Below are 13,411 nucleotides of genomic sequence, written 5' to 3'. Positions count from 1 at the left end.
CAGCAGATCATGCCGGACCACCCCGGGGCGCCACGCACGACCACGCCACGGTGAGCTCACCGAGCCGCCAGCGCGCGGCGGAGTCCAGCACCGGCCAGTCCCGGGCCAGGTCGCGGCACGTCGCGATCCAGCGCTGCCGCAGCCCGAACGTCCCCGTCGGCGCCGAGCGGGCCCACGCCGCGTCGGCGGCGCGCAGCAGGTCGTGCACCCCCTCGCCGGGGACGTTGCGGTGGATCAGCGCCTTGGGCAGCCGCTCGGCCACGGCCGACGGCGCGGGCAGCCCCGCCAGCCGCACCGACAGCGTCAGCGACACCGGCCCGTCCTCGCGCTCCAGGGCCACCCACGTCGCCCGCCGCCCCAGTTCGTCGCAGGTGCCGTCGACGAGCAGACCGCCGCCCGCGAGCCGGGCGCGCAGCCGGTCCCAGGACGCCTGGACCTCCCCGGTCTCGTACTGCCGCAGCACGTTGAACGCGCGCAGGAGCACCGGGTCGCCCGCGGTGGGGACCTCGAAGCCGCCGACGGCGAAGGCGGGTGGGTCCGGCAGGTGCGCCACGGCGGCGCGCGCGGCCGCGACCCGGTCCGGGGCGATCTCGAGCCCGACGACGCGCACGTCGGGCCGGACCCCGCGCAGCCAGCGCTGCAGGTCGGTCACCGTCACCGCGGACGCGCCGTAGCCGAGGTCCACGACGAGGGGGTCCGCCGCCCGGCGCAACCGCCCGGACTGGGTCTGGGCCAGCCACCGCTCGACCCGGCGCAGGCGGTCCGGCCCGGTCGTGCCCCGGGTCACCGCCCCGACCGCGCCGACCCCTGCACCGACCCCGGTGCCGACCCCCGCACCGCCGGCGCGGACGCGGGAGGCAGACTGCCGGGGCACGTGGGGACACTACTGGCGGACACCACCTCCGGTCCCCGGCGTGCCGGAGGGTGTTCGATGGGCGTGGTCTCGCGGGTGGCGATGGTGTCGGTGCACACCTCGCCGCTGGCCCAGCCCGGCACGGGGGACGCCGGGGGCATGAACGTGTACGTCCTGGAGCTGGCCCGCGAGCTGGCCCGCCGCGACGTCGAGGTCGAGGTCTTCACCCGCCGCACCAGCTCCGACCAGCCGCCCGTGGTCGACGACCCCGGCGGCCGGGGCGGGGTCCGCGTGCGGCACGTGGCCGCCGGACCCTACGAGGGCCTGGCCAAGGAGGACCTGCCCGGCCAGCTGTGCGCCTTCACCGCGGGGGTGCTGCACACCGGGGCCCGCCACTCCGAGCACCACTACGACGTCGTGCACTCGCACTACTGGCTGTCCGGCCAGGTCGGCTGGCTCGCGGCCGACCGGTGGGACGTCCCGCTCGTGCACTCCATGCACACCATGGCCAAGGTGAAGAACGCGGCGCTCGCCGACGGGGACACCCCCGAACCGGCGGGCCGGGTCATCGGCGAGCAGCAGGTCGTCGACGCCGCCGACCGCGTCGTCGCCAACACCGCCGCCGAGCGCGACGACCTCGTCGGGCTCTACGGCGCGGACCCGGCCAAGGTCGCCGTCGTGCCGCCGGGCGTCGACCTCGCCACCTTCCGCCCCGAGCCCGGCCGTGCCGCCTCCCGCGCACGCCTCGGCCTGCCCGCCGACGCCGAGGTCCTCCTCTTCGTCGGCCGCATCCAGCCGCTGAAGGCCCCCGACCTGCTCGTCCGGGCCACCGCGGAGCTGCTGCGCCGCCAGCCCCGGCGCCGGGAGCGGCTGCGCGTCGTCGTCCTCGGCGGGCCGAGCGGGTCGGGCACGGCGCACCCGGACTCCCTCGCCGAGCTCGTCGCCGACCTGGGGGTGGCCGACGTCGTGCGGCTGGCCCCGCCGACCCCGCGCGCCGAGCTCGCCGACCACTACCGCGCCGCGGACCTCGTCACCGTGCCCTCCTACAACGAGTCCTTCGGCCTGGTGGCCCTGGAGGCCCAGGCCTGCGGGACGCCCGTGGTCGCCGCCGCCGTCGGGGGGTTGCGCACCGCCGTGGACGCCGACCCCCTCTCGGGGACCGGGGTGCTCGTGCCCGACCACGACCCCGCGACGTGGGCGGGGGTGCTCGCCGACCTGCTCGACGACCCCGCCCGGCGGGCGGCGGTGGGGGAGCGGGCCGCCCGCCGCGCCCGCGGCTTCGGCTGGGGCGCCACGGCCGAGGCGACGCTGGACGTCTACGCGCGGGCGCTCGCCGAGCGGGAGCGGGGTGCTCGGTAGGGTTGCGCCATGACTGAAGCGGCGCACACCCTCGTCCTCCTGCGGCACGGCGAGAGCGAGTGGAACGCCCTGAACCTGTTCACCGGCTGGGTCGACGTGGCCCTGTCGGAGAAGGGGCGGGCCGAGGCCGCGGCCGGTGGCCGGATGCTCATGGAGTCCGGCGTCCTGCCCGACGTCGTGCACACCTCCGTGCTGCGCCGCGCCATCACGACGGCCTCCCTGGCCCTCGACGCCGCCGACCGGCACTGGATCGACGTCAAGCGGTCCTGGCGCCTGAACGAGCGCCACTACGGCGCGCTGCAGGGCAAGGACAAGAAGCAGACGCTCGCCGAGTTCGGCGAGGAGCAGTTCATGCTGTGGCGCCGGTCCTACGACACCCCGCCGCCGCCCATCGAGCTCGGCTCGGAGTTCTCCCAGGACGCCGACGTCCGCTACTCCGAGGCGTTCGGCGGCCCCGGCGGGGCCGCCCCGCGCACCGAGTGCCTCGCGGACGTCGTCGAGCGGATGCTGCCGTACTGGACCGGGTCGGTCGTCCCGGACCTGCAGGCCGGCAAGACCGTCCTGCTGGCCGCGCACGGCAACTCGCTGCGGGCGCTCGTGAAGCACCTCGACGGCGTCTCCGACGCCGACATCGCCGGCCTGAACATCCCCACCGGGATCCCGCTCGTCTACCGCCTCGACGCGGACCTGCGGCCGACGGTGCCGGGCGGGGAGTACCTCGACCCCGCCGCCGCCGCGGCCGCCGCCGCCGCGGTGGCCAACCAGGGCCGCTGAGTGAGGGGTCCCGGACCCCGCGTCCTCGTCATCGAGGGCGCTCTGCGCGACAACGGGGGCCTGCGGGTCTCGGCCGACCTCGCCCGGCGCTGGCAGGACCTCGGGGCGCGCGTGCGCTTCCTCGTCCTGGAGGACGTCGCGCCCGACGGGCCGATGCACGAGCCCGACCCGCGCCTGGACGTGCGGTGGGGGTCGCGAGGCGTGCGCCGGTTCCGGTCGGCCGCGCCGCGCGTCCTGGCCAACACCCTGCGGCACGCCCGCAGGGCCGACGTCGTCGTCTCCGGCAGCGAGGTCGGCTACGGCCTGCTGCTCGGCTGGGCGGCGGCGCGCGTCGCGCGCAAGCCGTTCGTCGTGCTCGTCCAGAGCTCGCTGCCGCGCGCGGTGGCCGCCTGGACCCCGGCCCGGCTGCGGCCGCTGCTGACGCAGGTCCACCAGCGCGTCGACGCCGCCGTCTGCGTCTCGCCGGGCCTCGTGCCGGACGTGCTCGAGGTCGGCCTGGACGCCTCGCGCGTGCACGCGGTCGACGTCGGCATCGACGTGGCCGCCACGCGGGCCGCCGTCGAGGCCGCGGGCGGTCCGCGGCGTCCGGCGTCCGGCCGCACCCGGGTGCTCGCCGCCGGCCGGCTCGCCGAGCAGAAGGGGTTCGACGTCCTGCTCGACGCGCTCGCCCGGGTCGTGGCGGCCGGCGGTGACGTCGAGCTCGTCCTCGTCGGCGCCGGTGACCTCGACGCCGACCTGCGGGACCGGGCCGACCTGCTCGGCATCGCCGACCGCGTCGAGTTCGCGGGGCACCGCGACGACCTGCCGAGCCTGCTCGCGGGCGCGGACCTGTTCGTCCTGTCCTCCCGCTACGAGGGCAACGGCAGCCTCGTGCTGCTGGAGGCCCTCGCCGTGGGCGCACCGGTCATCGCGACGGACTGCCCGACCGGTCCGCGGTACGTGCTGCGCGACGGCCGTCTGGGCGACCTCGTGCCCGTCGAGGACTCCGCCGCTCTGGCGGACGCGGTGCTGGCCTTCCTGGCGGACCCGGAGCCGTTGCGCCGCAAGGCTGCCGGTGGTCCCGGGCGGGCGATGGACTTCGACCAGGAGCGCGCCGCCGCCGTCTCGGCGCAGATCCTCGCCGACCTCGTGCGCTGAGCCGGGAGCGCTCAGCTCGTCGTCGTGCTCGGGGCGGGGGACTGCGAGGACTCCGAGGGGCCGGCCCCCGGGGAGCCCGAGCAGTCGCGGTCCAGCTGGGCCTGCAGCCGCTCCTGGGCCTGCACGACGGCCGTGGCCGCCGACAGGTCCGGGTTGACCGCCTCGCCGGCGGCGTCGATCTCGGCCATGGCCGTGGCGAGCTCCTCCACCGAGCCGTTGCCGACGTCGAGCGTGCCGACCCGGGACGCGAGCTGCGTGTAGTAGTCCAGCACCACCCGGGCGTCGTCGCTCGCCTCCGGCGGCGCCGCGGCGAGGACGGCCGCGTAGTACTCCGGCGCCTCGTCGGTGGTCACGAGCGTGAAGACCGACTGCGCACGGGGGTCCCCCCGGTCGATGCCCAGCCGGTCCAGCTCGGCGCCGTAGGCGCCGTCGAGCGCGGCCTGGGCCGTCTGGACCGACGGGCAGTCGAAGGTCGGGGACGAGCTCGTCGCGGTCGGCGACGAGGAGGGCGTGTTCACCGGACCGGGCTGGACCGTCGTCGTCGTGGGCGCCGGGGCGGGCTCGTCCCCGACGCTGCACGCGGACACCGCGGCCGTCGCCACCAGCGCGGCAGCCAGCAGGGCCGGCGCCCGCCGGGTGCTCCGCGGCGCGTCCGGCGTCGGACGGAGCACGATCACCCCCGGGACGCTACACCCCGGCCGGCCGGTCGGCGCGTCCGCGCACGGGGTCAGACCCGCTGCGCGGCAGCGTCCTCGTCCCGGGACCCGGTGACGAGGAACAGGACCGACTTGGCCACCGACACCGCGTGGTCGGCGAACCGCTCGTAGTAGCGGCTGCAGAGGGTCAGGTCCACCGCGACCTCCGTCGGGTGGTCCCAGGTGCGGGCGAGCAGCTGCTCGAAGACCTGCCGGTGCAACCGGTCCATCTCGTCGTCGTCGACCTCCATCTCGGCGGCCAGCGCCAGGTCGCGGGTCGCGATGACGCTGCCGGCCTTGGCGACGATGCGCTCGGCCACCTGCCCCATCTGCAGGACGGTGCTGCGCAGCTCGGCGGGCACGACCGGGTCGGGGTGGCGCAGCCGGGTCAGCTTGGCCACGTGCCGGGCCAGGTCGCCCATGCGCTCCAGGCTCGAGCTCATCCGCAGCGCCGTGACGACGACGCGCAGGTCGGTCGCGACGGGCGACTGCCGCGCCAGGACGTCGACCGCGCGCTCCTCTAGGTCGCGCTGCAGGTCGTCGATGCGCCGGTCGGCGGAGATGACCGTCTCGGCCAGCTCGCGGTCGGCGTCGAGGAGGGCGGTCGTCGCCCGGGTCATCGCGGACTCGGCGAGCTGCGTCATCTCCACCAGGGTGTCGACGAGGCCGCTGAGCTCATCGTGGTACACGTTGCGCACGGGGGGTTCCTCCAGGGGTCGTCGAGCAGCGTCCCGTGCTCTGCGGGAGACGCCGCGGTGTCATCGTCCTGCGTCTGGGACGTCGTCACCGTCCGGCCCACCGTCTCAGGCGCGGGTGAACGAGCGGCCCCCGCCGGGTGAACATCTGGACCCCGCCGCGGTGGCGGAGCCGTCGGTGGCCGGGGAGCGGGTGCCGACGACCGTAGGCTGGCCGGGTGCTGGGTGAAGCCACCGTCTCGATCGCCGCGGCGGTCGGCGTGCTGACCGGGGCCGCGGGGGTCCTCGCGTTCCGCGTCTCCGAGCGCCTCCAGCGTCCCCCGGCGACGCTGTCCACGCCCGTCGGCGGGCTGCCGCCGGGCGTCAGCGACGTCCTCGTGGCGTTGCGCTCCTCCGCCGTCGTGCTCTCGGCCGACGACGTCGTCGTCAAGGCCAGTGCCGCCTCCTACGCCTCGGGGGTCGTCTCCGGCGGTGAGCTCGTCGACGCGCAGCTGCGCGAGATGGTCCGCGCCTGCCGCCGGGACGGGCGGGTGCGCGAGACCGAGACCGAGCTCGGTGCGGGGCTGGGCCGGCCCCCCGCGGTGGTCCTCGCGCGGGTCACCCCGCTCGGCCCGCACCACGTCCTGCTGCTGCTGGAGGACCGGACGGAGTCGCGGCGGGTGGAGGCCGTCCGGCGCGACTTCGTCGCCAACGTCAGCCACGAGCTGAAGACGCCGGTGGGCGCCCTGTCCCTGCTGTCCGAGGCCGTCGAGGACGCCGCCGACGACCCCGAGGCCGTGCGCCACTTCGCGAGCCGGATGCGCCGGGAGGCCATCCGGCTGACCGCGCTCGTGCAGGAGATCATCGACCTCTCGCGCCTGCAGGCCGCCGAGACGGTCCTGCAGCCGGAGTCCCTCGAGGTGGACCAGCTCGTCGCCGAGGCCGTCGACCGGGTCGGGACGGTGGCCCACCAGCGCGCCTCGGAGGTCGTCGTCGCCGGGGAGCGCGGACTGCACGTGCGGGGGGACCGGGAGCTGCTGGTGACGGCCCTGCGCAACCTGGTCCACAACGCCCTGGCCTACTCCCCCGAGCGCAGCCGCGTCGTCGTCGAGGTGCGCCGGGGCAGCGGTCAGGTGGTCGGGACGCCCGCGGGGCAGCAGGTCCCGACCATCGACCTGTCGGTCTCCGACCGCGGGGTGGGCATCAGCCAGGCCGACCTGCACCGCATCTTCGAGCGGTTCTACCGCGTCGACGCGGCCCGGTCGCGCTCGACGGGCGGCACCGGCCTGGGCCTGTCCATCGTCAAGCACATCGCCGGCAACCACGGCGGGGACGTCCGGGTCTGGAGCGCCGAGGGCGAGGGCTCGACCTTCACCCTGCGCCTGCCCGACCCCGACCTCGCCGACAGCGCGATCGGCACCGCCGCCGCGGCTCCGGGCGGGTCCGCACCCCCGCCGTCCCCGTCGGCGCAGCCGTCGTCGTCCAGCCCACCGGCGGCCGCGGGTGGGACCGCCGGCCGCCGGCCCGCACCGAACAGCCCCTTGGAGGTCCGACCGTGACGCGCATCCTGGTGGTGGAGGACGAGGAGTCGTTCTCCGACCCGCTGTCCTACCTGCTGCGGCGGGAGGGGTACGACGTGGCGGTCACCGAGAACGGCCCCGACGCGCTGGAGGAGTTCGACAAGGAGGGCGCCGACCTCGTCCTGCTCGACCTGATGCTCCCGGGGCTGCCCGGGACCGAGGTGTGCCGTCAGCTGCGCAGCCGCTCCAGCGTCCCGGTCATCATGCTCACCGCGAAGGACTCCGAGATCGACAAGGTCGTGGGGCTGGAGATCGGCGCCGACGACTACGTCACGAAGCCGTACTCCTCGCGCGAGCTCCTCGCCCGCGTCCGCGCCGTGCTGCGGCGCGGGGCGGAGCCGGAGGAGCTCGTGCAGACGACGGTCGAGGCCGGCGGGGTGCGGATGGACGTCGACCGCCACGTCGTGACGGTCCGGGGCGATCGGGTCCCGCTGCCGCTGAAGGAGTTCGAGCTGCTCGAGCTGCTGCTGCGCAACGCGGGCCGGGTGCTGACGCGGGTGCAGCTCATCGACCGGGTGTGGGGTTCGGACTACGTCGGTGACACCAAGACGCTGGACGTCCACGTCAAGCGGCTGCGCGCCAAGATCGAACCGGACCCGTCCAACCCGCGGTACCTCGTCACCGTGCGCGGCCTGGGGTACAAGTTCGAGGGGTGAACCCGCGACGGCCCGGCGGCAGCGGCACCGGCGGCAGGGGGGAGGCGACCCGCGGGTCGCCTCCCCCCTGCCACCGGTGGTGGACCGTCGTCACTCCTCGGAGTTCTCGGAGTCCTCGTCGCTCAGCAGGCCCTCCTCGCCCGTGGCCGGGCCGCAGGTGACCGTCGGGGAGGGGGAGGCGCCCGCGGTGGCGGTGGCGGTGGCGGTGGCGCTCGGGTCCGCGGTGGGCGTCAACGTGGCGTACTCGAAGCAGGGCAGCAGGACCTGGGCGTTGACGGACGCCTCCTGGCCGCCGACGGTGAAGCTGACCGGGACCGTCTTGCCGGGGACGACGGGCACCTGGGGCACCTGGATCCAGGACACCCGCTGCTCGTTGCCCGCGTCGTCGGCGACGGGGGAGACGTTCTCCACGGCCGCGCGGGGGTCCCCGATGTGCAGCGACGCGTTCTCGGCCAGCGTGTAGGACTCGGTCGCCGGGGGCCCCGCGTCGACGTCGACGGACACCGAGACGTCGGCGGTGCCGGTGCCGGTGTTCACCAGGACCGCGGACAGCACCCCCGGTTCGTCCACGCCGCTGGAGACCACGAGGACGTTGCGGATGGCCACGTCGCCGACGGTGGTCTGCGACCCGTCGCTGGGGGCGTACGGCTTGAGCACGGTCGGCGGCGAGAAGACCGAGCACCCGGAGACCCCGAGGACGGCTGCCGAGGTGAGGACCGCGAGGGCCGAGCGGCGGACGAGGCGGGTCCGGTCGCCGCTGGTCAGGAGCGGGGTGCGCAGCTTCACGCGGTCAGACTACCGGCAGTCGTAGCCGCGGTCGCCGGGGAGCGGTGCGTGGCGATCACGTCCCGATCACGGTCTCGTCACGGGTCGCGGGCCCCCGGCGGACGGTGGTGGCGTGGTGCTGCGGTGACGCAGAGCAACCACCCGAGGGGCGCGCAATGCACGTCCCTGGGGACCTGTCAAGCCCTCGACGTGGACCTGTGAGCCTCTGACCTGCGCAAACGCTCCGTCCGGGGCTGTCCGGCCCCCGTTCAACGTGGTAACCTGGGGACAGGGAAAGGGGTCACGTTCTATGGCTTTCACGGTCGGCGAAACGGTCGTCTACCCCCACCACGGGGCAGCACTGATCGAGGAGATCAAGACCCGCACCATCAAGGGTGAGGACAAGCTGTACCTCGTGCTGAAGGTCGCCCAGGGCGACCTCACGATCGAGGTGCCGGCGGACAACGTGGACCTGGTCGGCGTCCGCGACGTCGTGGGCCGCGAGGGGCTGGACAAGGTGTTCTCCGTCCTGCGCACCCCGTACGCGGAGGAACCGACCAACTGGTCGCGCCGCTACAAGGCGAACCTGGAGAAGCTGGCGTCCGGTGACGTCGTCAAGGTGGCCGAGGTCGTCCGCGACCTGTGGCGCCGGGACCAGGACCGCGGTCTGTCCGCGGGCGAGAAGCGCATGCTCGCCAAGGCGCGGCAGATCCTCGTCTCCGAGCTCGCGCTCGCTGAGAACACCAACGAGGACAAGGCCGAGTCGCTGCTCGACGAGGTCCTGGCCTCCTGAGGACCGCGCTCGTCGTCCCGGCCGCCGGCCGGGGCGACCGGCTCGGCGCGTCGCGCCCCAAGGCGCTCGTGCCGCTCGCCGGGGAACCACTGCTCGTGCACGCCCTGCGGCGCGCCGCCGCCTCCGACGTCGTCGACGTCGTGGTGGTGGTCGCGCCCGCCGGCGCGTGCGACGAGGTCCGCTCGCTGCTCCAGCCCGTCGTGCCCGACGTCCTCGTGGTGCCCGGCGGCGCCGAACGGCAGGACTCCGTGCGCGCCGGGCTCCGCGCGCTGCCCGCGGACGTCGACGTCGTGCTGGTGCACGACGCCGCCCGCTGCCTCACCCCGCCCGACGTGTTCGCCCTCGTCGTGGCGGCCGTGCGCGCCGGTGCCGCCGGGGTGGTCCCGGTCCTGCCCGTCGCCGACACCGTCAAGCGCGTCGCGGGGCAGACGGTCCTCGAGACGCTCGACCGCTCCGAGCTCGTCGCCGTCCAGACCCCGCAGGGGTTCTCCGCCGACGTGCTGCGCACCGTCCACGAGGCCGCCGTGCCCGGGTCGGCGGTGACCGACGACGCCGGGATGCTCGAGGCCCTCGGCCACGGCGTGCGCACCGTGCCGGGGCACGAGCGCGCCTTCAAGGTGACCCGTCCGATCGACCTCCTGCTCGCGCAGGCGCTCCTGTCCCCGGAGGCTCCGTGACCACCTGGACCCCGCCGGCCGGTCTGCCGCGCGTCGGCACCGGGCTCGACGTCCACCAGCTCGCGGCGGGCCGGCCCTGCCGGGTGGCCGGGGTGCTGTGGGAGGACGAGGCAGCCGGCCCCGAGGGCCACTCCGACGGCGACGTCGCCGCGCACGCCTGCTGCGACGCCCTCTTCGCCGCCGCCGGCCTGGGTGACCTCGGCGCGCACTTCGGCACCGACCGCCCCGAGCTCGCCGGGGCCTCCGGGGTGCGGCTGCTGGGTGAGGCCGCCCGTCTCGTGCGCGAGGCCGGGTTCGAGGTCGGCAACGTCTCGGTCCAGGTCGTCGGCAACCGCCCGAAGATCGGGCGTCGTCGCGCCGAGGCCGAGGCCGCCCTGTCCACGGCCGTGGGCGCGCCCGTCTCCGTCGCCGGCACGACCACCGACGGACTCGGCCTGACGGGCCGCGGCGAGGGGATCGCCGCGATCGCCACCGCGCTCGTCGTCCCCTGCTGACGCACCCCTGGAGGTACCCGATGACGAACGCGACGAGGCCGCCCACCGCGCGCGACGAGGCCGGGCTGCTCGCCGCGGTCACCCGCTACGAGCGCGCCCTCATGGCCGACGACCTGGCCGTCCTCGACGAGCTGTTCGCCCCCGGCCCGGCCACGCTGCGGGCCGAGGGGACCGGCGTGCTCGTCGGGTCCGACCACATCGCCGCGTTCCGGGCCACCCGCGGCGGGGCCCCCGCGCGGTGGCCGCGGCGCGTGCACGTCCGCTGGACCGGCCCGCACGACGCGTACGTCGTCGCCGAGTCCGACCGCGAGCACGGCGCCGGCGTGCAGACGCAGTGGTGGCGCCGCCACGAGGACGGGGGCGGGGACGGGGACGGTGACGGCTGGCGCGTCCACGCCGCGCACGTCTCCGGCGGCCCGGTCGGCGCCGCGCCCGTGGACCCCGGCGCCGCGGACGACCCCGCCACCTGGCGGGTGCGGGGGACGCCCCTGGCCGCGGGCGCGGACTCCGGTCCGCTGCGGGGGGTCCGCGTCGCGGTGAAGGACCTCGTGGCCGTCGCCGGGCACCGCGTCGGCGGCGGCGTCCCCGCCTGGCTGGAGCAGGCCCCCGTCGAGGAGGCGCACGCGCCGGCGCTGCAGCGGCTGCTGGACGCGGGTGCGGAGGTCGCGGGGATCGCGCAGACCGACGAGCTCGCGTTCTCCCTCACGGGCGTCAACGAGCACAGCGGCACCCCGGTCAACCCCCGCGCTCCCGGGCGGGTCCCGGGCGGGTCGAGCTCCGGGTCGGCCGCCGCCGTCGCCGCGGGCACGGCCGACCTCGGGCTGGGCACCGACACCGCCGGGTCCCTGCGGGTCCCGGGCTCGTACTGCGGCCTGTACGCCTGGCGCCCCACCCACGGCGCCGTCCCGGTCGAGGGTGTGCTCCCGCTGGCGCAGGACTTCGACACCGTCGGCCTGCTGGCCCGGGACGGCGCGACCCTGCGCCGGGCGGGCCGCGCCCTGCTGGGCGCCGCGGACGGGGGCGACCGTCCCGAGGCGCTGCTGCGCAGCCGGACCCTGCTGGAGCTGGCCACCCCCGAGACGGCGCTCGCGGTCGAGGCCGCCCTCGCGGCGCTCGCCGTCGCGACGGGGCTGCCCGTGCGGGACGTCGACGTGCCCGCCGACGCCCCCGCGGAGTGGACGGCGGCCTTCCGCACGGTCCAGGCCGCGCAGGCGTGGGCCAACCACGGGGCGTTCCTGGAGGCGGACCCCGACGCGGTCTCCCCGTCGGTCGCCGCCCGCTTCCGGGCCGGTGCCGCCCTCGACGACGAGCAGCGCGCGGCGGCCCGCGAGGTGGTGGCGCGCACCCGCACGTGGCTCGACGGGCTGCTGGCCCAGGGGTGGCTGTGCCTGCCCAGCACGAGCACCCCGGCCCCGCGGCGCGAGGCCGGGCCGGACGGCTTCGAGGCGGCGCGCGCCGGGACCCTGCCGTTGACGACGCTGGCCTCGCAGTGCGGGGTCCCCGCGCTGGGGCTGCCGTGGGGCCGGGTCGGCGACCTGCCCGTCGGGCTGTGCGTCCTGGCCCCCCGCGGGGCCGACGCCGACCTGCTGGCCCTGCTGGACGGGCTCGGGCCGGCCTGACGCCGGGCCCGGCCCGACGTCAGTCGCGGGGGGTGGGCGCGACCTCCGGCCCGCTCCCCGCCGGCTGGTCCTGGTCCTCGTCCTGGTCCTGGGGCTCGTCGTCGGGGTGGCGCACCCGGCGCCTGCGCTTGTTCGACGACTCCGCCTGCGGGTTCTCCGGCTGGTCCGGGACGAGCTCGTGGTGCACGTACCGCAGGATCACGGTGAGGATCGCCGTCACCGGGACGGCGAGGAACGCGCCGATGATGCCGAACAGCGTCCCGCCGATCGTCACCGACCCGATGACGACGGCGGGGTGCAGCGCGAGGGACTTGCCCACGAGCAGGGGCTGCAGGACGTTGCCCTCGAGCTGCTGCACGAGCAGGACGATCCCGAGCACGACGAGGGCCTGGACCCAGCCGAGGGTCACGAGGGCGACCAGGACCGCGAGGATCCCGGTGACGACGGCCCCGACGATGGGGATGAAGGCGGCGAAGAAGATCGCCACCGCCAGGGGCAGGGCGAAGGGCACCCCGACGATGGCCAGCCCGATGCCGATGAAGACAGCGTCGACGAGGGCGACCGCCGCCTGGGACAGGATGTACCCCCGGATCGCGGTCCACACGCGACCGCCGAGGGCGGTGGTGTGCCGGTGCGCCTCGGCGCTCAGCCAGCGGCGCGACCACGGCAGGAGGCGGTCGCCGTCGGACAGGCAGAAGAACGCCAGGACGAGGACCAGCACGAACGTCACCACGCCCGAGCCGATCGTGGCGCCGACCGTGCCGACGCCGCCGACGACGCCCAGGGCGATGGTCTGGGCGTTGCTCTGCAGCTCGCTGATGCCCTGGTCGACGAGGTTGCCGATCTGGTCGTCGCCGAGGTTCAGGGGCGGGCCGGTCACCCACCGCTGCACCTGGTCCAGCCCGGCGATCGCGGAGTCGGCGACCTGCCCGGACTGGTCGGCGACGGTGGGGATGAGCGCGGCGAAGATGCCGACCACGACGGCGATGAGCAGGACGATCGAGACCAGCGCGGCCAGCGAGCGCGGCAGCACCGCGCGCAGCACCTGGGCCAGCGGCCACAGGATCGCGCTCAGCAGGACGGCCAGCAGCAGGGGCAGCAGCAGGGACCAGCTCTTGCTCAGCAGCCAGATGAGGCCGGCGACGCCGACACCGAGGACGAGCAGGCGCAGGGCCCACCGGGAGGCCTGCGTGACCCCGCGCGCGACGATCCCCGTCGCGGGTTCGCGCGGGGCCGTCCGGGTGGGCGGGGTCGGGGCGTCGGGCTGATCACTCACCCCCGGATGCTCTCAGGTGGGATGGTCCCCGGCACCTGGCGGTGCACGGCGCCCGCGCC

Annotated in this window: 14 protein-coding genes; 9 read left to right on the top strand and 5 right to left on the bottom strand. The window is 76.0% G+C overall.

Annotated features, from left to right (window positions below):
- Positions 1–7 precede the first annotated feature (7 nt).
- Complete coding sequence (locus AB2L28_RS03855) at positions 8–787, bottom strand: class I SAM-dependent methyltransferase (protein WP_370717847.1); 780 nt, start codon at positions 785–787, stop codon at positions 8–10.
- Positions 788–931: 144 nt separating this feature from the next.
- Here AB2L28_RS03855 and mshA point away from each other — a divergent pair, with 144 nt between their 5' ends.
- The 3 genes from mshA to AB2L28_RS03840 are packed head-to-tail and all read left to right on the top strand — an operon-like array spanning position 932 to position 4,123.
- Positions 932–2,212, top strand: a complete 1,281-nt coding sequence (mshA, locus tag AB2L28_RS03850; RefSeq protein WP_370717409.1) for a D-inositol-3-phosphate glycosyltransferase — start codon at positions 932–934, stop codon at positions 2,210–2,212.
- 9 nt (positions 2,213–2,221) lie between these two features.
- Positions 2,222–2,986 (top strand): phosphoglyceromutase, encoded by a 765-nt coding sequence (locus AB2L28_RS03845; RefSeq protein WP_370717408.1) that lies wholly within the window; start codon positions 2,222–2,224, stop codon positions 2,984–2,986.
- The gene (locus AB2L28_RS03840) at positions 2,987–4,123 is read left to right on the top strand and encodes a glycosyltransferase (protein ID WP_370717407.1); all 1,137 of its coding nucleotides are present in this window, start codon (positions 2,987–2,989) and stop codon (positions 4,121–4,123) included.
- Positions 4,124–4,134: 11 nt separating this feature from the next.
- Here the strand turns inward: AB2L28_RS03840 and AB2L28_RS03835 are convergent, their stop codons facing one another.
- Positions 4,135–4,800, bottom strand: coding sequence for a hypothetical protein (locus tag AB2L28_RS03835; protein ID WP_370717406.1), 666 nt, complete (start codon positions 4,798–4,800; stop codon positions 4,135–4,137).
- 50 nt (positions 4,801–4,850) lie between these two features.
- Positions 4,851–5,516 (bottom strand): phosphate signaling complex protein PhoU, encoded by a 666-nt coding sequence (gene phoU / locus AB2L28_RS03830; RefSeq protein ID WP_370717405.1) that lies wholly within the window; start codon positions 5,514–5,516, stop codon positions 4,851–4,853.
- A 218-nt stretch (positions 5,517–5,734) separates the two neighbouring features.
- On the opposite strand from phoU, the gene AB2L28_RS03825 reads away from it, so the two are divergent.
- A complete protein-coding gene (locus tag AB2L28_RS03825; protein ID WP_370717846.1) occupies positions 5,735–7,051 on the top strand; it encodes a sensor histidine kinase in 1,317 nt (438 codons plus the stop codon).
- Positions 7,048–7,728 carry a response regulator gene (locus AB2L28_RS03820; RefSeq protein ID WP_370717404.1) on the top strand — a complete coding sequence of 227 codons (681 nt, stop codon included), beginning with the start codon at positions 7,048–7,050 and terminating at the stop codon, positions 7,726–7,728. The genes AB2L28_RS03825 and AB2L28_RS03820 overlap by 4 nt, the downstream gene beginning before the upstream one ends.
- 90 nt (positions 7,729–7,818) lie before the next feature.
- On the opposite strand, the gene AB2L28_RS03815 is transcribed toward AB2L28_RS03820, so the two are convergent.
- Entirely contained in the window at positions 7,819–8,514 is a 696-nt protein-coding gene (locus AB2L28_RS03815) for a hypothetical protein (protein WP_370717403.1), read from the bottom strand.
- Between the two features lie 289 nt (positions 8,515–8,803).
- Here AB2L28_RS03815 and AB2L28_RS03810 point away from each other — a divergent pair, with 289 nt between their 5' ends.
- Genes AB2L28_RS03810 through AB2L28_RS03795 form a run of 4 tightly spaced genes read left to right on the top strand, consistent with a single transcriptional unit; the run spans position 8,804 to position 12,076 of the window.
- Positions 8,804–9,286, top strand: a complete 483-nt coding sequence (locus AB2L28_RS03810; RefSeq protein ID WP_370717402.1) for a CarD family transcriptional regulator — start codon at positions 8,804–8,806, stop codon at positions 9,284–9,286.
- Positions 9,283–9,963, top strand: a complete 681-nt coding sequence (ispD, locus tag AB2L28_RS03805; protein ID WP_370717845.1) for a 2-C-methyl-D-erythritol 4-phosphate cytidylyltransferase — start codon at positions 9,283–9,285, stop codon at positions 9,961–9,963. Before AB2L28_RS03810 ends, ispD begins: the two co-directional genes overlap by 4 nt.
- A complete protein-coding gene (gene ispF / locus AB2L28_RS03800; protein ID WP_370717401.1) occupies positions 9,960–10,457 on the top strand; it encodes a 2-C-methyl-D-erythritol 2,4-cyclodiphosphate synthase in 498 nt (165 codons plus the stop codon). The genes ispD and ispF overlap by 4 nt, the downstream gene beginning before the upstream one ends.
- A gap of 20 nt (positions 10,458–10,477) precedes the next feature.
- Positions 10,478–12,076: an AtzH-like domain-containing protein gene (locus tag AB2L28_RS03795; RefSeq protein ID WP_370717400.1), complete on the top strand. Its 1,599-nt coding sequence runs from the start codon at positions 10,478–10,480 to the stop codon at positions 12,074–12,076.
- Positions 12,077–12,095: 19 nt separating this feature from the next.
- Here AB2L28_RS03795 and AB2L28_RS03790 read toward each other — a convergent pair whose 3' ends face one another.
- Entirely contained in the window at positions 12,096–13,352 is a 1,257-nt protein-coding gene (locus tag AB2L28_RS03790; RefSeq protein ID WP_370717399.1) for an AI-2E family transporter, read from the bottom strand.
- Between the last annotated feature and the right edge of the window lie 59 nt (positions 13,353–13,411).

Source organism: Kineococcus mangrovi (assembly GCF_041320705.1).
GTDB classification, from domain to species: Bacteria; Actinomycetota; Actinomycetes; order Actinomycetales; family Kineococcaceae; genus Kineococcus; species Kineococcus mangrovi.
This window is presented reverse-complemented; position numbering and strand designations above follow the sequence as displayed.

Excerpts from the sequence above, each read along its gene's own strand:
- mshA (WP_370717409.1), top strand. The coding sequence starts at position 932 with ATGGGCGTGGTCTCGCGGGTGGCGATGGTGTCGGTGCACACCTCGCCG.
- AB2L28_RS03845 (WP_370717408.1), top strand. The coding sequence starts at position 2,222 with ATGACTGAAGCGGCGCACACCCTCGTCCTCCTGCGGCACGGCGAGAGC.
- AB2L28_RS03810 (WP_370717402.1), top strand. The coding sequence starts at position 8,804 with ATGGCTTTCACGGTCGGCGAAACGGTCGTCTACCCCCACCACGGGGCA.
- AB2L28_RS03795 (WP_370717400.1), top strand. The coding sequence starts at position 10,478 with ATGACGAACGCGACGAGGCCGCCCACCGCGCGCGACGAGGCCGGGCTG.